The organism is Kitasatospora sp. NPDC001132, from assembly GCF_053598415.1.
This window is the reverse complement of record NZ_JBSFKF010000039.1, coordinates 1-22,489: the sequence shown is the minus strand read 5'-3', so window position 1 is coordinate 22,489 and position 22,489 is coordinate 1. Positions and strand designations below refer to the sequence as shown.

The 22,489-nt window shown below is 70.4% G+C and carries 19 protein-coding genes; 11 read left to right on the top strand and 8 right to left on the bottom strand.

Annotated features, from left to right (window positions below; translation table 11 throughout):
- The first annotated feature begins 37 nt into the window (after positions 1 to 37).
- Both ACWDBE_RS34015 and ACWDBE_RS34010 read left to right on the top strand, forming a co-directional pair.
- Complete coding sequence (locus tag ACWDBE_RS34015; RefSeq protein WP_449809843.1) at positions 38 to 202, top strand: hypothetical protein; 165 nt, start codon at positions 38 to 40, stop codon at positions 200 to 202.
- Between the two features lie 57 nt (positions 203 to 259).
- A complete protein-coding gene (locus ACWDBE_RS34010; protein ID WP_449809842.1) occupies positions 260 to 583 on the top strand; it encodes a hypothetical protein in 324 nt (107 codons plus the stop codon).
- Between the two features lie 49 nt (positions 584 to 632).
- On the opposite strand, the gene istB is transcribed toward ACWDBE_RS34010, so the two are convergent.
- Together istB and istA are read right to left on the bottom strand one after the other, a co-directional pair.
- Complete coding sequence (istB, locus tag ACWDBE_RS34005; protein ID WP_449809841.1) at positions 633 to 1,481, bottom strand: IS21-like element helper ATPase IstB; 849 nt, start codon at positions 1,479 to 1,481, stop codon at positions 633 to 635.
- Positions 1,478 to 2,743: an IS21 family transposase gene (gene istA, locus ACWDBE_RS34000; RefSeq protein WP_449809840.1), complete on the bottom strand. Its 1,266-nt coding sequence runs from the start codon at positions 2,741 to 2,743 to the stop codon at positions 1,478 to 1,480. Before istA ends, istB begins: the two co-directional genes overlap by 4 nt.
- Positions 2,744 to 3,090: 347 nt before the next feature.
- On the opposite strand from istA, the gene ACWDBE_RS33995 reads away from it, so the two are divergent.
- The gene (locus ACWDBE_RS33995) at positions 3,091 to 3,393 is read left to right on the top strand and encodes a hypothetical protein (protein ID WP_449809839.1); all 303 of its coding nucleotides are present in this window, start codon (positions 3,091 to 3,093) and stop codon (positions 3,391 to 3,393) included.
- Between the two features lie 333 nt (positions 3,394 to 3,726).
- A complete protein-coding gene (locus ACWDBE_RS33990; RefSeq protein WP_449809838.1) occupies positions 3,727 to 3,975 on the top strand; it encodes a helicase associated domain-containing protein in 249 nt (82 codons plus the stop codon).
- A gap of 347 nt (positions 3,976 to 4,322) precedes the next feature.
- Here the strand turns inward: ACWDBE_RS33990 and ACWDBE_RS33985 are convergent, their stop codons facing one another.
- Both ACWDBE_RS33985 and ACWDBE_RS33980 read right to left on the bottom strand, forming a co-directional pair.
- The gene (locus ACWDBE_RS33985; protein ID WP_449809837.1) at positions 4,323 to 4,982 is read right to left on the bottom strand and encodes an NADPH-dependent FMN reductase; all 660 of its coding nucleotides are present in this window, start codon (positions 4,980 to 4,982) and stop codon (positions 4,323 to 4,325) included.
- A 156-nt stretch (positions 4,983 to 5,138) separates the two neighbouring features.
- The gene (locus ACWDBE_RS33980) at positions 5,139 to 5,333 is read right to left on the bottom strand and encodes a hypothetical protein (protein WP_449809836.1); all 195 of its coding nucleotides are present in this window, start codon (positions 5,331 to 5,333) and stop codon (positions 5,139 to 5,141) included.
- Positions 5,334 to 5,447: 114 nt separating this feature from the next.
- On the opposite strand from ACWDBE_RS33980, the gene ACWDBE_RS33975 reads away from it, so the two are divergent.
- The 3 genes from ACWDBE_RS33975 (at position 5,448) to ACWDBE_RS33965 (ending at position 8,865) form a co-directional block, all read left to right on the top strand.
- On the top strand, positions 5,448 to 6,818 hold the full coding sequence (locus ACWDBE_RS33975; protein ID WP_449809835.1) for an AbiJ-related protein: 1,371 nt from the start codon (positions 5,448 to 5,450) through the stop codon (positions 6,816 to 6,818).
- Between the two features lie 458 nt (positions 6,819 to 7,276).
- The gene (locus ACWDBE_RS33970) at positions 7,277 to 8,038 is read left to right on the top strand and encodes a hypothetical protein (RefSeq protein WP_449809834.1); all 762 of its coding nucleotides are present in this window, start codon (positions 7,277 to 7,279) and stop codon (positions 8,036 to 8,038) included.
- 62 nt (positions 8,039 to 8,100) lie between these two features.
- Positions 8,101 to 8,865 carry a hypothetical protein gene (locus ACWDBE_RS33965; protein WP_449809833.1) on the top strand — a complete coding sequence of 255 codons (765 nt, stop codon included), beginning with the start codon at positions 8,101 to 8,103 and terminating at the stop codon, positions 8,863 to 8,865.
- 746 nt (positions 8,866 to 9,611) lie between these two features.
- Here the strand turns inward: ACWDBE_RS33965 and ACWDBE_RS33960 are convergent.
- Together ACWDBE_RS33960 and ACWDBE_RS33955 are read right to left on the bottom strand one after the other, a co-directional pair.
- The gene (locus ACWDBE_RS33960; protein ID WP_449809832.1) at positions 9,612 to 10,004 is read right to left on the bottom strand and encodes a ribosomal protein L7/L12; all 393 of its coding nucleotides are present in this window, start codon (positions 10,002 to 10,004) and stop codon (positions 9,612 to 9,614) included.
- 102 nt (positions 10,005 to 10,106) lie between these two features.
- Positions 10,107 to 11,618 (bottom strand): hypothetical protein, encoded by a 1,512-nt coding sequence (locus tag ACWDBE_RS33955; protein WP_449809831.1) that lies wholly within the window; start codon positions 11,616 to 11,618, stop codon positions 10,107 to 10,109.
- A 417-nt stretch (positions 11,619 to 12,035) separates the two neighbouring features.
- On the opposite strand from ACWDBE_RS33955, the gene ACWDBE_RS33950 reads away from it, so the two are divergent.
- The 3 genes from ACWDBE_RS33950 to ACWDBE_RS33940 all read left to right on the top strand — a co-directional run bounded on the left by ACWDBE_RS33950 (position 12,036) and on the right by ACWDBE_RS33940 (position 16,274).
- Positions 12,036 to 13,613 (top strand): Mu transposase C-terminal domain-containing protein, encoded by a 1,578-nt coding sequence (locus ACWDBE_RS33950; RefSeq protein ID WP_449809903.1) that lies wholly within the window; start codon positions 12,036 to 12,038, stop codon positions 13,611 to 13,613.
- Between the two features lie 172 nt (positions 13,614 to 13,785).
- Positions 13,786 to 14,571 carry an ATP-binding protein gene (locus ACWDBE_RS33945; protein ID WP_449809830.1) on the top strand — a complete coding sequence of 262 codons (786 nt, stop codon included), beginning with the start codon at positions 13,786 to 13,788 and terminating at the stop codon, positions 14,569 to 14,571.
- Positions 14,568 to 16,274, top strand: a complete 1,707-nt coding sequence (locus tag ACWDBE_RS33940; protein WP_449809829.1) for a helicase associated domain-containing protein — start codon at positions 14,568 to 14,570, stop codon at positions 16,272 to 16,274. Before ACWDBE_RS33945 ends, ACWDBE_RS33940 begins: the two co-directional genes overlap by 4 nt.
- Positions 16,275 to 16,306: 32 nt before the next feature.
- Here the strand turns inward: ACWDBE_RS33940 and ACWDBE_RS33935 are convergent, their stop codons facing one another.
- Both ACWDBE_RS33935 and ACWDBE_RS33930 read right to left on the bottom strand, forming a co-directional pair.
- Positions 16,307 to 18,346: an AAA family ATPase gene (locus tag ACWDBE_RS33935; RefSeq protein ID WP_449809828.1), complete on the bottom strand. Its 2,040-nt coding sequence runs from the start codon at positions 18,344 to 18,346 to the stop codon at positions 16,307 to 16,309.
- Between the two features lie 358 nt (positions 18,347 to 18,704).
- A complete protein-coding gene (locus ACWDBE_RS33930; protein WP_449809827.1) occupies positions 18,705 to 19,229 on the bottom strand; it encodes a hypothetical protein in 525 nt (174 codons plus the stop codon).
- 385 nt (positions 19,230 to 19,614) lie between these two features.
- Here ACWDBE_RS33930 and ACWDBE_RS33925 point away from each other — a divergent pair, with 385 nt between their 5' ends.
- Positions 19,615 to 19,797 carry a hypothetical protein gene (locus tag ACWDBE_RS33925; protein WP_449809826.1) on the top strand — a complete coding sequence of 61 codons (183 nt, stop codon included), beginning with the start codon at positions 19,615 to 19,617 and terminating at the stop codon, positions 19,795 to 19,797.
- Positions 19,798 to 22,489 lie beyond the last annotated feature (2,692 nt).

Below are 22,489 nucleotides of genomic sequence, written 5' to 3'. Positions count from 1 at the left end.
CTCCACGAACTCTGACCCCGCCCCACACGGAGACACGATGCCCCTCACCCGCGACCCCGCCACCCTCGCCCTGGCCACCTCGGCCGCCGGCTACCTGCTCACCCTCACCGCGCTCGCCCTCACCGCCATCACCGCCCCCAGCCCCGCCCGCCGCCGCGAAGCCCGCACCCTCCTCGCCCTGCTGCTCCACCGCCGGCGCTGACCGCCGGGCCCGGCCCCCGCGCTTGATGGGAACATTTGTTCGATTTAGGGTGGGGGTGTGACCAGCGCAGTTCCGTTCTCCCGCCCCCACCCCGGCCACCCGGAGTACCAGCCCGGCGACGCCGAACGGGCACCGCGCGAACTGATGTCCGGCCCCGGACGCTGCTGGACCACCGAGCCCCGTTGGCGCTGGGCCGAGATCCGCCTCGGCGGCCGGTGGCGGCCATGCCGGATCGAGAACTGGCGCCTGCACCAGGGCTCCACCACCTGGGTCGCCCTGGTCCGCTGGGGCCCCGGCATCGACGACTGGGGCTGGTACCTCCACCACCCCGACACCATCCGCCAGGCCCCGCAGCCCATGTCGGCGGCGGTTGAACCGTGACCCACTTTGGACGGTTGAGTTCTGACTCTCGCGTCGTCGGTGGTTTTGTTCAGTCGTTGTCGGTGGTGGCGGGGACGCGGCCGAGTTCGCGGCCTCGCATGCGGTAGGACTCGCCCTTGAGCGAGTGGACCTCGGCGTGGTGGACGAGCCGGTCGATCATCGCGGCGGCGACGGTCTCGTCGCCGAAGGTCTCTCCCCAGCGTCCGAAGGGCTTGTTCGAGGTGACGATCACGCTCGCGCGTTCGTATCTGTTTGAGATCAGCTGGAAGAACAGGTTCGCGGCCTCGGCCTCAAACGGGATATACCCCACCTCATCGATCACGATCAGCGGGTAGCGGCCGAGCTTGACCAGTTCGTCCTGGAGCCGGCCGGCGTGGTGGGCGGCGGCCAGGCGGTCGACCCACTGGGCGGCGGTGGCGAACGCGACCCGGTGGCCGGCCTGACAGGCCCGGATCGCCAGCCCGGTCGCGATATGTGTCTTGCCCGTGCCCGGCGGCCCCAGGAAAATCGCGTTCTCCTTCGCGGCGATGAAGTCCAGTGTTCCCAGGTGGGCGAGTTGCTGGCGCGTCATTCCGCGCAGATGGGCGAGGTCGAGTTCCTCGATGGTCTTGATCGCGGGGAAGCGGGCGGCGCGGATGCGGCCCTCGCCGCCGTGACTGTCGCGGGCGGCGACTTCGCGTTGCAGGCAGGCGACGAGGTATTCGAGGTGGCTCCAGGACTCGGCCTGCGCGCGTTCGGCGAGCCGCTCGGCGGCGTCCAGCAGCGCGGGGGCTTTCATCGTGCGGGCGAGGAAGGCCAGGTCGGCGGTGGTCTGTCGGGTGGTGCGGGCGGCGGGATCGCCTGTTTTCGCCGTGTCGGTGACAGTGTTCTGGGACTGGGCAGCGGTGCGGGGCATCATGTGTCCTCCTTTCCGGCGCCGCCCTCGATGAGGGTGAACATGCGGTCGTAGGTGCCCAGTTCGCGTTGCTCGACCTCGATGCCGAGGCTGTCCGGGGCCAGCACCGCGGCTCGGGCGGTGGCCGCGCGGGCGGCCTGCTGATGGATCACCTCGCCGCGCATGAGGTCGGCCGCGGTGGCGTGGTCGGGATCGGTCAGGCTCTGGTGCCTGGCCCAGCAGCGCGGATGGCGGGCCACGGTCTCGTCGCCGCAGGTGACGGTGATCTCCTCGTTGTCGGCGTGGACCATCACCGTCCGGCCGATCGCGCGAGGGTGGACGGAGTAGTCGTTGGTGTCGACGCGGATGTAGTGGTCGCGGCCGATACGGATGCGAAGCGGCCACCAGTGGGGCGGGGCGACCGGCGGGATGGTGAGCATCGCGGTGCGGTCCACCTCCCACCGGTCCGTGGGGCGGGCGTCGATCGAGCGGTGATGCCGCCGGTTGGCGATCTGCAGCCAGGCCGTGAGCTGGCGGTTGAAGTCGTCCGGGCCGGTGAAGGTGCGGCCGGGCACGAAGCTGGTTTCCAGGTAGCCGTTGGCCCGCTCGACCAGGCCCTTCGCTTCCGGGTCACGGGGCCGGCAGAGGTGCACCCGGGTGGCGAGCAGGCCGGCGAACGCGGCGAACTCGCTGGTCAGCCTGCCCTTGCCGACACCGGTTTCGTTGTCCCAGACCAGCGTCTTGGGGACGGCTCCCCAATTGGAGAGCAGGCGCCAGTGTCCGTCGATGAGATCACCGGTGGTCCGCGAGGGCAGCATCCGGGCGGTGATCACGCGCGAGTAGCCGGAGACGATCACGAGCACCGGTGGGCGGCCCGACTGGCCGTAGCCGAGCGGGATGTCGACCGGCGGGAACCACAGGTCGCACTGGGCAAGCTCACCGGGCTGGTAGACGGTCCGCGAGACCGGGTCGACCGGCAGGTAGGCGGGACGCAGTTCGCGCACGCGCTCCTTGAGGATGGTCATCCCGCGCTCCCAGCCGATGCGCTCGGCGATCACGGTGGCGGGCATCGTCGGGGTCTGCTTGAGCAGCTCGCGGATCGCGGGTTCCACGGCGTCCACCGCCGAGCCCTTCAGCGGCCGCTGGTAGACCGGCGGCCGGTCGGTCGACAGGGCCCGTTTCACCGTGTTCTTCGAGATACCCAGATGCCGGGCGATCCCCCGGATCGGCATGTGCTCGGCCCGGTGCAGCCGACGGATCTCGGCCCAGTCCTCCACGGAAATCACCCTCTCCTCCTGACCCTCAATGAAGATCAGGATGATCAGACGATCGCGAGGTGGGTCACCGTTGATCCGCCGTTCAGCGGTCAGTTTTCACCCGTCACCGAGACGGACACGACGGCCGCTGTCTTCTGTTGCCGCCGCCCGATGCCCTGACCGGATCCGGGTGCCAGGGCGCGACGGCGGGTGATGGGGCGACTGGTGAGCGAAGTGGTGAAGGAGGCGAAGGCATCACGCAGGTGGATGGGACGGCTGGCGGGCCGGAAGGCCCAGGTGGTAGGGACTGTGTGGCCCATGCCGCCGGATTCGCCGGGTGCAACGGTGGAAAAGAGGCCTGGGTTGGGAGAGCGGCCGTGGACGAGCATGCTGACGCCCGCCGCGTCATCGACGGCTTCTTCGCCGAGCGCGAGGCCTTGGCGCACACCCGGACTGGTTTTCCCCTCGAGGCGGACGCCATCCGCTCCCAGCGCGAGCGCTTCGCCCGCACGGGCCGGCTCACCGCCGACGAGGTTCTCCAGGTACGGATGTGGGCGGTCGACCGGGCCCTGGCCGCATTCACCGAGGAACGCCGTCCGGCCAGCGCGGTCGAGGAGGCGGTTCGCGCGTACCGGATCGTCGCCCGCTGGGCCGAGGAGCAGTACCAGAACAAGCCGTGAGCACGCCCGCAGCGCCAGGCCCGTGGAGCGAGACGGGTCCTCGGCTCGGGACCGGTGGGAACGGGCCTCACCGTAATCGGGCCCGGTGGGGTGCGCCGTGAGCCACGCGCACACCTTGTCCCTTCCTCCGGCCGCCCGGCCAATGCTGCCTGGCACGGCACTGGTGCGGGCCGGAGCAGCCGCGCCCTACAGGGGTCATCGGTCACAGTGCGCTGGCAGCCCGGCCGGTCCCGCCGATGCTGCTGGACCTCTGCACGACGGGTCCTTCATGGACTCGGCCGGGCTGAACGCGCTGCTGCTGGCCAGGAACCCGAGCATGGTCGCCGGGCGGCTGTGGTCGCCGCCGGCGGTGCCCGGCGCACCCGGCCCCGGTGCTGCTACCGGCGCCTGCTCGCCTATCTCGCCGCCGGCGGCACTCTCACCGGCCCCGCCAACCGCACTGGCCTCGGCGACGACCCGGCGTTTAGGCCCGGGGCGTGGCTGCGCAAACAGGACAAGGCCCGCATCGACGGCAAGCTGACCGAGCAGCAGTCCGCCCTCCTGGACGCGCTCACCCGGCACGCCACGACCGTGACCGGCTGACCCGTCGCACCTCACCGTCCCGGCCAGCTCCGGTCAAGGCCGCCACCCGCCCCGACCCGAACCCCCACCGTGCCCGACGACCTGGCACTGGCCTTGCGCAGCAGCCGGCTCGCCCCCGCCGCCCGGACCCCCATGCGCCTGGACAGAGCCAATCAGGAAAGCGTCCGCAGTGTGGTGACTTCGCTACGTCAACGAACGCTTGCCAGCCGTGCGTCGCAGCCCCGGCAGCACTCGCCGTGCAGGCGTCCGTATGTCACCTCATTGTGTGTGGCGCACGCCCGCACGAGATGCGAACCAGTGGGGGTGAGTCGCCGTTGCGGGACGGGCGTACTCGGACAACAGGGCGCTTAGTCTTCGGCGCGCTGGGTGACGGGGGCATCGGTGCGGTCGCCGGGAAACTCGTACCAGCGGCGTTGCAGGCAGACGTACCGGGTGTCCGCTTCGACCAACCGGACGAAGGACGCGACGGTCTCCGCGAGGCGTTCCTGCGCCCCGGGATGCGAGAGCTCGCCCCCCGCGGTGAAGCCCTGGTGCGACTGCGGGAGGCTGAACATATCGGGATAGACGCGAGTACCGAGGTGCTCCAGCGGCACCCTGAGCGACCACAACCCCCGGTTGCCCCCGATGAGCGAGGGCGAGGCCGACACCAGCAGTGCGTGCTTGGTCTTGAAGGGCTGCGGCCGGATGCGTGAGACCCAGTCGATGGCGTTCTTGAGTACCCCGGGGACGGACGCATTGTACTCGGGTGAGGAGATCACGAATGCGTCGCAGCGTTCGAGCCGGTCGCGCATGGCCAGTGCACCCTGGGGTAGGCCCTCAGCCTCCTCGAGGTCTCCGTCGTAGAGGGGCATGTCGAAGTCGCGCATAGCGGCCAGGTCGACGTCGGCTCCGGCCTCGCTGAGCAGGCGGGCGGTGAGGGCGGCGAGGCGGGCGTTTGTCGATCCGGCGCGCAGCGCGGCACCGAAGACGAGCACCCGCACGGGCTCGGGCTGAGCGTTCGTTGTCATGATCGGTCCCTTCCGCCAGGGTTGCTTCGGCGGCCAGTCTCCACCACCACAACCCTTTCGAACCCGGAGACTTGCAGGGACGCTCAGCTACCGATTGCCTCTGGGCCGCCCGAGCCCGTCCGCGCCCTGTTCCGGGGTGCGTTTGGGTGATCTCACTCACCACGTGAGTCCGTCGACGAGGCGCCGGCACTCCTTGAGGAACTGCCGTGCGGCGGCGAGTTCGCGGGCTCCCCCGGCGAAGGCGACTCGACGTTCCGGCCCGGCACCTGGCTGCGCAAGCAGGACAAGGCCCGCACTGAGGGCAAGCTGACTGACCAGCAGGCCGCGCTCCTGGACGCGCTCACCCAGCACGCCGAGACCGTGGCTGGCTGATCTGGGGCCCCTGGCAGCGGCCGGCCCCGACACTGTCCCGCCTCTCCCGCCTGTCCGGCCGACCTGCGACACTCTGGTCGAGGGGGTGGACCGATGGTGCTGCTGCGCGAAGCCGTAACCGTGGTGGTCCGGGACTTGCCGGGCACCCACCGGGAACTGACCGAGCTGGGGGCGGAGCTCGGTTTGCCGATGCCCGATGAGGACAGTGGATCGAAGCGCGAGCGCTTGGAGGCGTGCCTGCGGGCGCTGACCGACGATGATCTTCTTCCGGTGGCGCAGCGGCTTCTCACCTCTGCACGGGTGCAGGTTCACGGACCTGCGCGATACGGACTTGAAGACGCCGTCTGGTCCGCCGGGCCGGTAATCGAGATCCCTGGCAGGGTACGCCGTGAGCTGGCCGCAGCCCTCGATCTGGGCGACCTGGTCCACCGGCACGAACGATTCGAGCGACTGCTGAAGCAGTTCTGGATCATCGACCACGACCCGCTGACCACCTTGTTCGGATCGTCGACCCCCAGTCTCCGGGCGCTGATCCGCCAGCACTTCTTCCGTAACCCCGAAGACTGGTCGGTGGAGAAGCTGTTCGAGGAACTCGGTGCCTTCGAGGCCACTTCCGCGCGCTTCGGCCGTTTCCTCGCGGGCCTGGTCGACCCCGCCATCCTCCCGGACACTGCAGCGCAGCACCGCATCGTCGCTGCGATCAACCCCGTGCTCGCGGGCACCGGAAGCCGGCTGGAGGAGACCGGCGAGCGGGACGGCTACCCGTTCTTCGAACTGGTCCGCACCGGTCCGGGGGCGCCACGGCGCCTCAAGACCCTGGTCTTCGCCACCACTGCCAAGCCGGACATGCGGATGGTGAGCGTCCTGGACAACGACATCGAGATCCTGGACAACGGGGACGACACGCACCTGGTGTACGACCGTCCCATCGGACCGGGAGGTCTCTGCTGGAGCAACCTCCTGAACTGGTGGCAGGAGACACGGGGAACCGGCGACGAGGTGAAGGACAGGAAGGCTCTGTACGACCGGCTCCTGGAATCCATGCCCACGGACGGCGAGTCGCCCCAGCGAGCCTTCTGCCGCGCCTATTACGAAGCCTTCGCCAGCCGGAGCTGGGATGTGCCGGCGCTGCTGCCCGAGGTCTGGCTGCACTGGGATCACAAGACCGTGAAGGAACGGGGCGTGCGGGCGCTGCTGAACCATCGCATGGACTTCCTGCTCCTCCTGCCCAACGGAGTCCGTGTGATTGTGGAGGTCGACGGACCGCAGCACTACGCGACCACCAAGGCAGTCGACGACACCGTGCGCGGCGACCGCGATCTGAGGTTCCGCGGCTACGACCTCTGGCGAATCACCACAAGCGAACTCAGCCGGCAATCGCTCTCCTCCTTCGTGGGGCCGTTCTTCGCCGCCCTCTTCGAGCTGCACGGGCTGGACGTGCCGTCGGCGCCAACTGCCGCCTGACGGAAGCGCTGCCGAACGCCAACAACGGCGGCAGCCATCCCACCGGACAGTCTCGTGCCGCGTCAACCGGGGCGGTGGCCTTCAGCCGGTGGGGGCGGGCTGCCCTGGATGAGGCAGGTCCCGTAGCGGCGCGGTTCGGGCGAATGCCCAGCCCCACACCGTTCCCTGTTGTGGCGGGTCGGTGATTCGTTGGGTCGGGGTGTTCCTGGGCTGGGGGGTCATGGGTTGGTTGAGAAGGGCCAGGCCGTGGTGGGGTCGCGTTCGGGACGGGGGCCGGTTTCGTGGGGTGTTGCTGGCTGGGTATCGGTGTGGTTCGACCTGCACGTTTTGGTGTTTGGTTGAGAATTTTCGGGTTGCGTGAGATGTACTGGGGTTTTCCGCAGTCCGGATGAGAGCCCTGTATGCGCCGGGTTGGCCCGACCCGGACCGTGTCGGTGGGGGGTCGTAGGGTGCGGCGGGTGACGACACCCGATTCGTATTCCGGGCCGCCCGTGCCCGGTGTTCTGCCGGATCCGTGGGTGGTGGTGCGGGGGACCGACTGGCTGTCCCTGGACACCGGGTTCGGGCCGAACGCGGAGGTGCCCAGGGTGCTGGCGCGGCTGCTCGTCGACGACCTGACCGGAGAGGAGGCCAGGCGGGTTCTCGGTGATCTCGGGCTGCGGCATCAGAACACGATCTACGTGGCGACCGTGCCAGCGGCGTTGTGCGTCGTCGCTGTCCTGGCGCGCCGTGCGGACCGGTGTCCGGGGGCGGCGGACGGGGTGTGCATTGTGTTGCTGGAGTGGCTGGCAGGCGTCGCTCACGACTTCGACGACGCCTGCCCGCCGGGTTGCCAGCGATACTTCGGTGACGTGTTCGTGGACGGCTTCACCCCGGTGATGGCCGCCGCGCGCGCCCTGAGGCCGGTGCTGTACCTGGCTGTCGCCCCGTTCCTCGACGATGTCGACGTTGGCGTGCAGGATTCCGCGCTGTCTGCCGCCCTGGTGTTCGCCGAACATCCCGACCTGGCCGGGCAGCGTGACGGCCTGGCCGCACGCGCCCGCCGCCTCCTGCTCACGTGTGACATCCGGTGGCAGCGCCGTCAGGCTCTCGATGCTCTGACCGCGTGGGGCCATGACATCACCGGCCTCACCCGGCCCGGCGACGAGGACCGCGGCCCGTATGTCACCGGTCCGGCTTGGCCTTTCGACGACGGGTACTGCGACGACCCGCCCTTCTGACCGTCCCGACGGGGAAGAGGGCCGGCCGCATCACCACCCGGCCCGGGTACCCGCCGGTCGCGTTGGTCGTCACCGACGCCGGACCGGTCGCGTTGGAGGGCCGGCAGCAGGCCGTGGCGGATCTGTCCGCCGGCTGCTGGCGCGGCCGGTGGTGCGGGGAGGTTCGCGACTACAACGACGACGGGTGGCGCGAGTGCGACGACGCGGTGCCCATCGTCGCGACCACCCTGGAGCTGCTGGCCGCCCGCGGGCCGCTCGGGCCGGTGCGGTGGCGCTTCGGCCGCTCGGGCCGGCACTCCCTCATCGAGGCGCTGGAGAACCCGAACAACCGGGCCGCCTACGACTTGCGCCAGGCCGCCCGCGAGGACGAGCAGCAACGGGTTCACCAGGAGCTGATGGACTCCCTGGTCTGCATCGACTGCGGCGACGTTCCCGAGGAGGAGAGCACCTGGGCGTACGGCCCGAAGGGACAGGTCGAGTGGACCCGCCGCCCCGGCGGCCGTTGCTGGTCCTGCCACCAGGACCGCGAGGACCGCCTGGAACGGGAGGCCGAAGAACAACTGGAGGCCGCCCGCGCAGCGAACGCCGCGCTGCGCCCGTGCTGGACGTGCCGGGGCTCAATCGGGGGGAAGGAGGGCTCGGAGCTGGAGCTGCTGTGGCGGGTCGGTGATCGGCTGGGCAGGGTTGTTTGCGGGCTGGGGGTTGATGGGTTGGTTGAGAAGGTCCAGGGCCGTAGTGGGGTCGTGTTCGGGGCGGTGGCTGGTTGCTGGAGCGTTGCCGGTCGGGCGTCAGGGTGGTTTGAGCTGCGGGTTTTGGCAGTTGGTTGAGAATTTGCAGGTCATGTGAGAAGCGATGGGGATTTCCGCAGTCTGGATGAGAGCCCTGTATGCACTGGGTGGGCCCGGGGTGGCTGGTGCCCGGTTTGCCTGGGGTTTAGTGGGTGCGGTGTCGGGTCCAGGTGGTGAGGAGGTCACCGGACAGCGGGGTGAGGCGGGGTAGGCCGAACCCGGCTCCTGGCGCTGCTGGAGCTGTACGCCGACGGCCCGCTGAGCTTCGACTACCGGTTCAGCCCGGACAAGGCCACCCGGCGGGCGATCCGCCTGCTCACGGCCCTCCTGAGCGTGCCTCCCAGAGCCGTACGCCGCCACGCCCGCGGCTCCCGCTGGCCCGCCGGCCGCAAGCTGCGCCAGGCGGTGAACCACCAGACGGAGGAGGAGTTCTGCCCTGCGCGCCTGGCCGAGCGGGCAGCGAAGCAGGCCCGCGCGGAGGCGGCGGACGCCCGGCGCCGAGCCGCGCGAGCGAGCCGCGGAGAGAAGTAGCTCAGCCTGCGAATCTACGGTTTGTTGTCACTGGGGGATCAGCTGGTGTCACTAGACCCTGCTGACGGTGGCGTATGGGGGCGGGGAGCGCTGGGTGTCACCAGGGTGCGGATGTGTAGTGACATCAGGAGACTTCGCGCAGTGACATCTTGATGCAGATCCCTAAGCGGGCGGTCAGCTCAGTGCCAGATGGTGTTGGGCCTGTGCTCATGAGTTCCGTACCAGGCTCGGGGCTGCGGTCGTCGGCATGGGGTTCAGGGGCTGTGGTGGGTGGTGTGCCCGGGCAGGGGGCCGTAAGCGGCGCAGAACTCGCAATCACAGCTGGTCATGGAGTTGGCCTGGCAGTGGGCGGTGGGCCAGTACGGGGACGCGCAGGGGCCAGGGTCGACAGGGGTGTCGTCGCTGGGCAGGGTGCGGTGGCACCAGCCGCACTGGATCGCGGCCGGCACGCCGGCCTGACGCAGGCACCGTGCCGCGTGGGCGGCGATGTCGAACGGGATGCCCGACTGGACGGTGGCGGGCGCGCTGTCCAACAGCTGTCGGCTGCGCCACAGGCTCAGCCCGGTGACCGTGCGGACCGCTTTGAGGGCCGTCGGGTCGTGAGGGGAGTTGCCGGCCAGCAGGACTGTGAAATCCGGGTCCTCCACGGATGCCCCTCGTCGGTCGGAGTTGTGCCCGGTGCCAGTCAATCGTCCTGGCAGGCTGTCAGGCCACGGGTTTTCGCTTCGTCGGGGCGGCGGCCTGGTCGGTCATGGCACCAGTTCCAGCATCGATGCCGGTGGCAGTGACGGGTTGGCGGCGGCTGCTTCCACCGTCTGCCAGTTGTCGTCGGTGAGGAGTTCGACGATGACCGCAGGCGGTAGGGCCGGATGACCGGCGGCGATGGGCCTGGCCTGCCGGTCGGTCAGGCACACGAGCAGGGCCGGGGCCGTTGCGTGGCGGTGGCGGGCGATTTCGCGGAACGCTTTGTGCACCGGCGGCCGGTGTCGGGCCAGGTGTTCCAGCAGGGCAGGTGTCGCGTCGGGATTGGCTGCCACCTTCGCGACGACTCGCGCTCCGTGCCGTTCGACCATCGCCCGCAGCCGGGTTTCGGAGAGCCCTGGGTGCGGCGCGACGGACTTGACCACTTTGGCGTCGGGGTCGCGGGCCAGCGTGTAGCGGGTTTCGGCCGGCAGGTCGCGGCGCTGGGCCAGGAGCATCCGCACGGTCGCTTCGGGTGAGGCGGCCAGCTCTTCGACCTCGGCCGGACAGGCCGCGGCGATGCGCGGCAGCAGGGGCGAGCCGAGCGGGGTGGCACCGGTGAGGTGGGCGAGGACGTCGAGTGGCAGGCGCGGGTGGTGCGCGAGCCGGCGCTGGACGTCGTGGCCGATGTCGGTGGCCAGGGTGCGGATCAGGGCCTCGTCGATCGCGGGATTGTCCGCGAGCCGGGCACGGACCCAGGGGACGGGATCCTCGGCGAGTCGCGCGTGCACCTGGGGCGGCAGGTCGGGGCGGGCGGCCAGTTCCTGGCGCAGCAGCACCGAGGGGTGGTCGGCGAAGAGCGCGGCGACGGCTGCGGGGGTGGCCGGGTTACGCAGGGCCGCCTGCTGGATGTCGTGTACGGCGGACTCGTGGGAGCCGTCGCAGGCGGCTCCCGGCGGCAGCTCGCAGTCGGGCTCCGGACAGAGCGGGTCGTGGACGAAAGGGGTCGTCTTACGGTCGCAAACCAGGCAGGACCGAGCCGCGGGCAGCCCTTCGCCGGTCAGCAGCGCCGCCAGTAGGGCCGGTGGCGTCGCCTCGTTGGCCGCTGCCGCGCGGCGGACCTCGGTGTGCGGGTGCTGCGCGAGCCGGGCGGCGAGGTCCGACGTCGTCCACAGCGCGAGTTCCGCGACGACCCGCACCTGCGGGTCCGCGGCGAGCGTCAGCGCCACGTCCGGCGGCAGATCGGGGCAGGCGGCCAGCTTCTCCCGGTGTTCCACGAGGGGACCGGTGGCGAGCAGGCGCCCCCACTGAGGCCTGCCAGCGCCTTCTTCGAGCAGGGCGAGCGCCGCGCGCGGCTGTACGGCGGGGTCGACGTCGTCGGCGGTGAGCCGGCCCTCGTACGCGAGCCGTACTGCGGCCTCCTCGAAGCGGGAGGCCAGTGCCTTCACTTGTGCATGGCTGAGGTCCGGGCGGCAGGCCAAGGCCTCGGCGAGGTCGGCGTCCGCCACCGCGATCAGCCGGTCGACCAGTTCGCAGGGCAGGGAAGGGTTGGCGGCCAGCCCGTACAGAACGTGATTCACAGGTGAGGATCCTGCCCGACGCGTGATCGAACGGCTCGTGGATTTCGGCGTTGCCGCCTGCCGTACCGGTATCCGGCAGTGGTCCGAGCACGGTACCCGGCGGACCGGGGCCTGCTCCGATTGAAGGTGGTCAGCCTTCCGTCCCGAAGCGCGTCGGCCACGTGTACCGCCGAACCGCTCCACTCTCAGCCGCCGCCCGTCCGCACGTGTACCGCACGCCCCGCTCTGGTGTCAGCGGAATGCCGATTGCGGTGTCACACCTGTGCAGAGTCCGGCTTCCTGGATTGAGGGCGCCTGTGTGCAGAGGGCACGGGTTCTCGCGGCGTCGGGGGAGTGGAGGTGGTGCTCGTGCCGGAGGAGAACGGGCCAGCCAGCTCGGGGCCGGTGGTGCCGGTGGCGCTGGCGCGGCAGCAGGCGGTGGACCGGCTGCTGGCCCTGGATGCGCGCGGTGAGCTGGTGACCGGCCATGTGCGGTTGGTCGCTGACGCGGTGGGGGTGTCGCTGCGCACGGTGTGGCGCTGGCTGGCCGCGGCCCGTGCCGAGGGAAGGACCGGCGTGAAGGGGCGGGCGCGTTTCACGGTCACCCCGCAGCTGCATGCCCGGCTCGTTCTGTGGTGCGGGAACGCGGCCGCGGTGCACCGTGAACTGCTCGCCGAGGCCCGCGCCGCCGATGACGACCCGGAGGAGACGGACAAGCCGGTGGTGGTGCCGTCGCTGGCGACGCTGCACCGGGCGATCCGCCGGGACCTGAACCCGGGCCAGCGCGCGGCCCTGACCGGCGGGGAGGGGGCCCGGCGCGGTCACGACGTTCACCTGCGCCGGCCCCGGCAGTGGCGCAACGCCTGCTGGGAGGGCGATCACAAGCACGTCCCGGTCGAGGTGGACCTGCACGGCGAGCTGGTGTGCCCGTGGGTGACCTGGTTCATCGACTGCGCGACGAATGCCGTCACCGGCGCCGCGATCACCCCGCACGCCCCGTCCCGGGACGCGATCCTGGCGGCGCTGCGCATCGCGATCTCCCGCGACGACGAGGCGGGTCCCTACGGGCCGGTCGGCGGCCTGCCGGCCCTGGTGCGCATCGACCGCGGCAAGGACTTCCTCTCCCGCACCGTCACCTCCGCGCTCGGCGCCCTCGCCATCCCCGTGCACGACCTGCCCGCCTACAGCCCGCACCTGAAGGGCACGGTGGAGAACCTCAACCGGTGCGCGGAGCGGATGCTCTTCGCTTCCCTGCCCCGCTACACCCACGCCCCCACACCCTCCGTCCGCCGCCGCGACCGGACCAAGGACGAGACAGCGCCTCTGACGTTCACCGCGTTCGTCCAACTGCTGCTGGACTGGGTCAACTGGTGGAACACCGAGCACGCCTCACAGGCCCTGGCCGGCTGCACCCCGCTGCAAGCGTGGCTTCAGGACCCCACACCACTCGAGGACCCCAAACGGGGGCAGCTGTGGGCGTTCACGCTGGAGGACGACGGCCGTGCCCGCACGCTCACCAGCAGCGGCGTGTACTGGCGGGGCCGCTACTACGTCGGCGACTGGATGCAGGGCCTGGCCGGGGACGGGATCAAGGTCCGCATCCGGTTCCTGCCCCACCACTCCCACGAGGTCGAGGTCGTCGACGCGGTCACCGGAGCCCGCCTGGGCGCCGCTCACCTGGCCGATGCGGCCACCGACGAGCAACGGGCCGCCGTACGCCGCACCAGATCGGCTGAGCAGCGCCGTCTGAAGAAGGCCCTGGCCGCCGCCGAAAAGCTCCGCACCGAACGGTACGCGGCCGTCACCACCCCCCGAACCCCCGAGCCACTTCAGACGCTGACCGCGGCGCAGGCCGAGGCCGAGCTCGCGGCAGCCGACGGCCGGGACCTCCAGTCGCTGGCGCTGCCCGGGCTGCTCCCGCACGCCCCGGTCCCGGACGGATGGGTCCTGCCCCGCACCACAGCGCATGCCGAGCCCGAGCGCGCCGACGGCGGCCCAGCGGATCCGCCGACCTGAACAGCCGCAGCCCGCACCACACCGCGCCGCAGTCGCATCCGTGTCCTGCAACGCCCCGTTTCAAGCCCGCCCATCGCCTCGGCCCGGCCGGCCGGGCCGTGACCCCACTCAGACCTGCCGGCCCCATCTGCCCCGCCCGTTCCTATCTCTTGAGTCCGTGGGAGCCCGCATCGTGACCACCGCACCCGCCGTCCGTCCCGGCATGCTGCCGCCCGAGCGCGCCGACCACTACCTGAACCTGGAAGGCGCCCGCACCGTGGCGACCGAGGCGCTGCGCACCGCTCAGGACAACATCGCCGCCACCCTCGAGGCGCGGGCGATGATGTGTATCGCCGGCGCGGCGGGCAACGGCAAGTCCCTGTCGGTGAACGCCTCGCTGCGCCTGCTCGCGCCGGACAACTCCTACCGGATCGCGTTCCGGGCCCGGCCCACCCCGCGCGACATCCGCCACGAGCTCTTCCGCGCCCTGGGCCTGCCTGGCGAGCCGCCCGGGCGGCCGATCGAGTTCGACACCGTCCTCAAGAGCGCCCTGGCCCGCGGCTTCCACGTCCTGGTCTGCGACGAGGCCCAGTGGATGTCGCGGGAGTGCTTCGAGTACTGGCGCTACCTGTGGGACGACCCCTCAACCGACATCGCCGTCGTTTTCGCCGGCGGCGACGGCTGCGCCAAGGTGCTGCGTCGCGAGCCGATGCTCGCCTCCCGCATCTACATCTGGCAGCACGCCGTCCCGCTCACCCTCCCGGAGGTCCTCGAGGCGATCCCGGCCTTCCACCCGCTGTGGGCAGGCATCGACCGCGATCTGATCGCCCTGGTCGACAAGCAGGCCGCCCACGGCAACTTCCGCGCCTGGGCCCGCATCACCAAACTCGCCGCAGACGGCCTTGCCGCCCAGGGCCGTACCTGCGTGGACGAGCACCTGCTGCGCCAGGTCTACGGCCGCCTCGGCGTCGGGACGTGACCCCGCACCCGGTGCGCGGTGTTGTCACCCTCGCCCTGGACGTCGGCGACGAGGCGGCCTGCACCCGGGCGGCGCTGGCCGCCCACCGGCCGGGCGTCGGCCGGATCACCGTGCACCCGACCCCGGCCGCCGGCCACCCCGAGGACCTCGCCCTCGACGTCCTCGCCGCCCTCGGCAGGCCCTACGCGGCTCCCGGCCCCTGGACCCGTAAGCCGGACCTCCTGTGGGCGGCCGCGGCGGCGTGGATCCACACCCTGCCCGTCTGGCACCTGATCATCCTGCGCGCCCACCTGCTCACCGCCCCCAACTGGCATCACCTGCTGGAGCTGCACCACCGGACCGGCGTCCACCTGACCATCGTCTGCCACCGCACCCCGCCCCGGGCCCTGACCGACCTGCTCCACGCCACCGACCACCGCACCACCACCGGCCTGCCCCCGCACATCCCGCCCGACGCCTTCCCCCGTGCACCAGTCCCGCCCATCCCACACCCCACCACCCTCGCCCGGCTCACCCTCCCCGCCCTGAGCCGCCTCGCCTGGTCCCACGCCCTCCCGCCGTCCTGCGCCTGCACCCCTCGCCACCGCCCGCGACCCCTCCCCGCCGACCTCCTCCCCGACCGGGCCGTCGAACGCATCCACTTCCTCGCCCATCCCCAGCACGCCGCCGCCCTCGCCGTCGCCCTGGCCACCGGCACCCCCTACCACCACCTCGCCACGGCAACCCCCGCCGACTACGACCCCCACCACGCCACCATCACCCTCCACGACCCACCCCGCTGCGCCACCCACCGTCTGCCGGCCTGGGCCGTTCCCCTGCTGGACAGCGCCGCCCGCTACGTGCGCCTGGTAGACGCCGGCCCGAACCTCCTGGCCCCACCCGGCAGCTCGCCGGCCCTGCTCCTGCAGTGCGCCGAGCACTGCCGCCTCGTCCCGTCCATGGACCTGGGCCACGACTTGCCCACCGACCGGTCCAGGGTCGCCGGTGCCCTGCCGGACCGCCCCGGCCAGAGGACAGCCGCCAAGGTGTCCAGCCACCGCTCGCCCCGGGGAAGCCCCACTTCGAGGAGACGGCGGACGCGGGCGCAGGACACGGTCCGGCGGGAGTGGGAGCGCATGTACGCGGTGGCGGTGGCGTTCGCTGCAGAACACGGCCACCTGGACGCCACCGGCAACGGCACGGACCGGGAACTGGCCCACTGGCTCGCCCACCAGCGGCACCTGCACGGCGAAGCACAGCTCCGTCCCATCTGGACCTCCCGCTTGACCGAGCTTGGGATGATCTGGAACGACGACCCGAATGCCTGGGAGCGCGGTCTTGCCTACGTCCGCGCCTTCGCCACCCGGACCGGCCACCTCGCCATCCCCGTCGCACAGACACTCGACGGCTACCCGCTCGGCGCGTGGATGGCCGCCCAGCGCAGAGCCAAAAAGCTGACCAAACACCAGCAGAAAGCACTCGACGCCCTGGACCCCCTATGGCGGTTGGAACCGGGCTGGAACCGCTCCTACCGGCGCATGACCGCCTACCTCGCCGCCGGAGGCACCCTCACCGGAGCGGCCAACCGCACCGGCCACCCCACCGACTCCTCCTTCCACCCCGGCGTCTGGCTGCGCAACCAGACACAGCGCGCCCGCGACCGGAAGCTCAACCGGCAACAGATCGAACTGCTCAATGCCCTCAGCACAGTCCGCCCCGCCTGAGCCGCTGCTGGCGCCAGGAGCGGCATGACCGTCTAAGCCAGGCCCTTGTTGATCGCGGCGAAGAGCTTGGTCCAGGACTGCTGCTCATCGCTCGTGAGGTCGCTCCAGCCGTGGTCCGTGAGCCAGGCCAGGAAAGTCTTCGCCAGCTTGTACTTCGAGAAGCCGGTGATCTCCTTCGTGAAGATGTCGACGATCGGGCGCTTGGGCTGGGCGGCTGCGGTGGTGGTCGCGTCCCAACCGAGCTTGTCGAGTGCGACCGTGACCAGGGTTTCGCGGAGGAGGTCCTCGACCTCACACCCGGCGACCGGGCCGGTGTAGTAGTCCTTGGCCCGAAGGATCTGGTTGTTCTTGAGCAGTCGAACGAGTTCGTCCTGGGTGGCGGCCTTCTCGCCGGCCGCGTCCGAGTCCAGGAGCGCGGTGACCTTCAGCTTCTGGGTGTGCAGGATCGTGCAGTAGTAGATGACCTTGCTGGCGCTCCCGGATGGAACGATGGCAATGTCGTCGCGCATCACGCCGTTGACCCCGGCCTCGCGCATCGCGCCGGCGACGCCTTCGAGGAACCACATGTCGGTGAGCCCCTCGACAACGAGGTTCCGCTTCTGGGTGAACATGCTCTGCGCGAGGTCGTAGCCGAGCGCGGCCTGGAGCGGGAACACCGAGCGCGGGTCGTCGGAGACCAGCTGGCCGTGGATCCGCGTGCCGACCGTCCGGTCCGGCATCTCCGCCAGCCGCACCCGGTGGAGTTCCTCGGAGCCGACCATGAACGGCGAGTGCGTGGTGTAGATGATCTGGTTGTCCTCGGCGAGCATCGCCACGGTCCTGCGGAATTCGCGCTGCTTGAGCGCGTGCAGGTGCAGGCCCGGCTCGTCGAGCAGCAGGATGGCGTTGTCCAGCTTGTCCTTCGTCTGGGCCCGGAAGACGACGAAGAAGCTGACCAGCCAGCGGAAACCCTCGCTCCGCTGGTCGAGCTCGACCTCGACCCCGATGTCGTCGACCACCACCACCTTCAGGTACTGCCCGTCCACGACCAGGCGCAGCTGAAGCTGCTCGTCGCCCCACACATCACTGATCAGGCGGGTGAGCATGACGCTCGCCGCGTTCAGCTTGTACTGCCGAGCATCGCGCTGGTCCTGCCACTGTTTCTCGGCCTCCCGGTAGGCGGCCATTGCGTTCTCGTCCTGCGGGTTCGGGGGCAGAGAGGGCGCAGGCTGGCCATCCATCGCCGACAGCTCGGCCGCCGTGAAACCGAGCAGCTTCAGCAGGCACAGGTTCCCGAAGTCGAACTCCTCGTCCATCTCATTGGTGGCCTGACGCTGCGCCAGGTTCGCAAGGTGGATCCGCGGCCGGACCGTAAAGAACTGCGAGTAGTACACGAACACCGGCGTCCGGGGGATGAGGATCCCCCCGGCCTGAGAGAAGATCCCGTGGCGGCGCGCGGCGGCACGGATCCGGTCGAACTGCGCGTCGGCCGCAGAGTTACCCTCCTCGATGACCAGCAACGCCCGCTCCAGCCACGCGTCGAGATCAGTTGCGAACTTGCCCCACACCGACCTGGCGCCTTGCATGTTCGCCAGCAGTTTGTCGAGCTCCTCGGCCAGCTGCTCCCCTTCCTCACCGCGCTTCTGGATGTGCGCCTTCAGCCGGGCCGTGTCCTTGCTGATCGCGTTGAAGGTGAGCGAGCGCTGGACGCCGGGAAGGTCCCACCTGAGGTTGTTGCCCATGAAGCGGATCAGCTCGAACGTCTTCGCGTCGGCGAAGACATCGGGGTCGATCGCGTGCAAGGCGGCGATGTCGTCCGCGTTGAGAGTGAACGTCGCGCGTGCAACCTCGATGTCTTCGACATCCTGCCCGCCGCTGTCCAACTCGGTATACCGGGAGCGCGGGTAGTCCTTCAGGGCGTCCAGACCGCTTGCTTCGCCCTCGGGCGGATTCACCGACTGCAGCGCACGGAGTACGGCGGTCTTGCCGGCCTCATTGGCGCCGACCAGGATCGTCTTATCCTGCTCTATCTCGAACTTGGTGGTGTCGAAGACCGACCGGTAGTTCATCACCTGCGCTGCGCTGAGCCTCACCACTCACTCCTCACCTCGGGCTTCACCGTACGCCCGTAGTCGAACGGGCTTCCCCCAATTTCGGTTGCTCACACCAGATGTGGTGCTAGGCCGAAGCCGTTCGCAGCGGCTCCCCGCTGGAACTCCACGAGGAGGCGGGCCCGGGAGGCGCCGGCCACCGCTGGGTGGTCGGCGGCTTCGCCGTCCCGCTGTGCCGCGCGCGGCGGTCGTCGTCCCATCGCGTTGTTCATTCTTGACCTATGGCATCGCGGTCGCCGTCCCGTCCGCCGCCTCGCTGGTCCCGTCGCTGCTCGCTCGACTGCGGCGCCCCGGCCCGGGCCGACCTCGGTGGCCAGTCGGGAAGTAGTTGGTGTGGCGGTTAGGGAGACGAAGTTCGCCTCTGTTTGCGCGCGGTGTGGCGCGTCCGAGCACGTGCGGCACGTGCTTGCTCGGCGGCGCTAGAGAGCTCCAGTACGCGATTCCCGTCATTAGCCAGGTCTGGCAGGGCTTCGACGATGCGGCTCAGCGACCGCGTGCTGGGGATACGCCTGCCGCTCAGGAAGCCCTGCAGCCGCCCCAGGGTGATGTTCCTCTCGCCGGCTTTGGGGCCACCGGGCATCGTGCTGTCTTCATGTGGCTTTTCATCGTGAGCACGTGACAGCGACTCGGACAGCTTCAGCAGTTCTTCTTCCCGGGCCGGCAGATGACGCTGAAGGAGGTTCACGAAGCGGCGGTGCTCTTTCGGCAGTTCAATCCGCACTGCCGGGTCACGCGGCGTGGATCGGGAGCTCGCCTCAAGGCGTTGGCGGTGTTCACGGAGACGATTGATCAACTGGGACTGCGGCGCCGTCGTGAAGGCCGCCCAGGCCCACCAGGAGCCTGGGGCATCGCTGGACAACTGCACGTGATGCAGACCTGTGAAGTGTGCCCGAAGCAGCGCGGACAGCGTGCGCTCCGAGCAGATTCTCGTGCCGGACAGGGCCCCGTAGAGAGCCGCTGGTGACACCCCGGTGTCGCAGGAGACGCGGGGAATGTCGAGGGGGTCGAGCAGGGCACGAAGGTCGAGGGCGAACGCGGCTCGGGGTCCATCTGAGCGTTCGACGCCCCGTCTCGGAGTGGGCATACGCCAATCTTCCTACCCGATCCTGTCTGTGATGTATCGCAACAAGTTTTCGCTGATCGCCGATTCTGGGATCTCGTTACTGTCCTCAAGTCAGCACGCGCCAGGCGTGGTTGGCAGACCGGGCCTGGTCATGTCAGTTCCGATATCTCTCGTTGGGAGCCAGCAGATGACCGACCCTCGTCGTACCCGTTCGTTCGGCAGCATCCTTCAGCGGTGGCGCGCCAAACAGGCCAAGCACCTGCGGCGCATCACGCTGTACAGCATCACCAAGGGCCTGGCCTACGGGGTGTCCAGCACCGTGGGAGCTACGGCTACCAGCTACGCCCTGTGGTGGATCCACTCCCGCTGACCGTGGTTCAGGAGGCGGCCGAATTCCTGCGGAAGCCCGAGACGGCTGATGAGTAGCCGGCCACCCGGACCCGGCCGATGCGGCGCCAGCCGTGCCGCCGCCTCGTCCGAGGGCGCGTCGCAGCCAGTTCTGACCGACCGCGCGGCCCCCGGGGCCCGCTGCCCTTCCGCTGCGCGCGGCCCAGCCGGTGACCTCCGGCTGGGCCGCGTTGCTCTGTCGTCAGTGCCGCTGTCCACAACCGGCCTCGGTCAGGGTGGCGCCATGACGCTGAAGAAGACCACAGCGCCCTGCCAGGCCCACGCCGCCGACAGCTGGGGCAACTGCCCGATGGCAGAGCTGCGTACCGTCCAGACACGGCTCCTGGCGCTGCTGGAGCGGTACGCCGACGGCCCGCTGAGCTTGGACTACCGGTTCAGCCTGGACGAGACCACCCAGCGGGCGGTCCGCCTGCTCGCGGCCCTCCTGAACGTGCCTCCCAGAGCCGTACGCCGCCACGCCTGCGGCTCCCGCAGGCTCGCCGGCCGGCAAGCTGCGCCAGGCCGTGAACCGTCAGACGGAGGAGGAGTTCTGTCCCGCGCGCTTGGCCGAGCGGGCAGCGAAGCAGGCCTCGTACGGAAGCGGTGGATGCCCGGCGGCGAGCCGCGGAGAGACGTAGCTCATCCTTTACCGCAGGGTGTGACCTGTTGGTGTTGTGGGCCGTGTTTTGGCCTCTTTCGCTGGGTTGTCTGGACCTTTTGTTGTGTCTGTTGGTGGCGGGGTTTGGTGACTGTGTGTGGTGACGGGTGGAGTTGGGGGGTTGGGTCGGGCTGGTTGGGGGGCCGGTGGGGTGTTGTGGGCCCGTTTTCGGGGCTGAATTCCGCTGGTAATTCGGTTGGGTTGTTTTGGTGGATTGGTTGGTGGTGGTGTGAATTCGGGCCGGATTTGCTGGGTGGGGGTGGTGGCGGGGGTTGGTGTTCGGTTTCGTCCGGGCCGGGCCCGCCGTCCGGGGCCGTGCCCGTTGCCCGCCGCGCTGCGCCGCCGTCCGGGCCGTGCCCGTCGCAGCGCCCTTCGCCCGGCGGCTGGGTGGCCGTCAGGCCGCCCTGGAGGCTGTTCTGGTGGTGGTCCGGGAGACCGTCCCGGCGCCGTCCTGGTGGTGGGTGGGGGCTGTCGCGTTGCCTGTCGCGATGGGGTGCTGTCGCGTGTTGTGACGTGGGCGGATACCCCTGTTCCCCTGTGTGTGGTCTGGGCGCGACAGGTGGGTGCGACAGGGCGCCGGGGCGGGGCTGCGGCTGCTGCTGGGTGGTGGCCGCCTCCGGGGGCCGACGACCGCCAGGTGCTGGTGGCCGCCGGGAAGGCCGGCCTTGTCGGCGGCTTGGTCCTGGTGGTGGTGTTCGGCGGCCGGGTGGCCGGTGGTGGGGGTGCAACACGGGGCCGTGTTGGGGGTCTGACGAGGCGTTATGTGGCTGGGGCGGGGGCGGGTGGGCGTGTTGCACCCCGTGTTGCACCGGGTGGCGCCGGTTGGCCGGCCTCGACGGCCCGCCCGCGTCGCCCGGCGCCGGGCCCTGGCCCTGGTCGGCCGTCAGGCCGTCCCGTTGCGCCGTCTCGGCCGTCCGGCCGCTGTGCCCGCGCCCGTCCTGGCCGCCCGGTGCCGCGCCCGTCTTGGTGGCCGTCCAGGTCCGGTGTTCGGTTTGGTGTAGCCGTTCCGGGAATTGCCCGGGTGACGCCGGGTGGGATTTCCTGGGCGGCCTGGAAGGGCGGTCGCCGTGTCGGCGTGGAGGGCCGTAGGCCCCTTTTCGAGGTGCCCGAACTCGATTCCCCGCCGCTGCGCCCCGAAAGGGTTCCGGATTGCCCCAAGAAAGAGAGAGGAAGGGAATTTGGATTACCGCCGGGAGTGCGGCCGGATAGAGCCGTGATGGACGATTGCCGCGAGGTTTCCTGTTCGCCTTCGGCGCCCGTCAGGGAACCGGTAGGATAGGGCTGTGCGGAAGTCGGGGAAACGCCGCCGGATTCGCTGCGGATTTCGGCCGGGAGTCTGCGGTTGAGGGCCCGTCAGGGACCACCGTCCGGGGGCACGTGAGGGCCCGCCACCCGGGGCCGGGGAGGCTGAGCCGGGGCCGAGGCCCGGAGGTTGCTCCCGAGGGCCGCAGGCCCCGCCCCAGGAGCGCCGGATGGGCCACCAGCCCAGCAATCAGGCGGCGGACCGGCCACCGGCCGGGACCGGGGGAGGGCCCCCGGGGTGGGGTTGTGACTGATACCCGAAGTCCGCGACACATCGTCAACGACGAGGGGCCGCAGGCCCCGGCCGGCACCCCACCCTCCGGAGGGATGGGCCGCTACCCGAATTCCGCGTCACATCGTCAACGCTCACCCCCGGGCGCAGCCCGGGAAACCCTGCCAGCCAATCGGCCCGTAGGGCCGTGAAAACACCTGCCCAACAAGACCGGAAAGCCGACCGATTGACGGGCCGTAGGCCCGGGGAAAAGCCACCAGAAAGGCGGAGCGCAGCGACGCCCGACGCCCACCCCAACGGCGCGTACCGCGCCCACGAATTCGCCACCGGCGAATTCCCCCAACCACCCACCATCCGCCGAGGCGCAGCCGAGGCCACGCCACGCACGGTGACGGCGTAGCCGGCACCCCCGCACCTGGCGGTGCGTCAGCACCGCTGCTCCCGCGCCAGCGGGAGCTTAAGCCGCAGGCTTCCGCCCGATCG

Coding starts and splice junctions, on each gene's coding strand:
- istB (WP_449809841.1), bottom strand. CDS start 1,481: ATGATGCCCCGCACCGCTGCCCAGTCCCAGAACACTGTCACCGACACG.
- ACWDBE_RS33975 (WP_449809835.1), top strand. CDS start 5,448: ATGGTGCTGCTGCGCGAAGCCGTAACCGTGGTGGTCCGGGACTTGCCG.
- ACWDBE_RS33925 (WP_449809826.1), top strand. CDS start 19,615: ATGACCGACCCTCGTCGTACCCGTTCGTTCGGCAGCATCCTTCAGCGG.
- ACWDBE_RS33985 (WP_449809837.1), bottom strand. CDS start 4,982: ATGACAACGAACGCTCAGCCCGAGCCCGTGCGGGTGCTCGTCTTCGGT.
- ACWDBE_RS34015 (WP_449809843.1), top strand. CDS start 38: ATGCCCCTCACCCGCGACCCCGCCACCCTCGCCCTGGCCACCTCGGCC.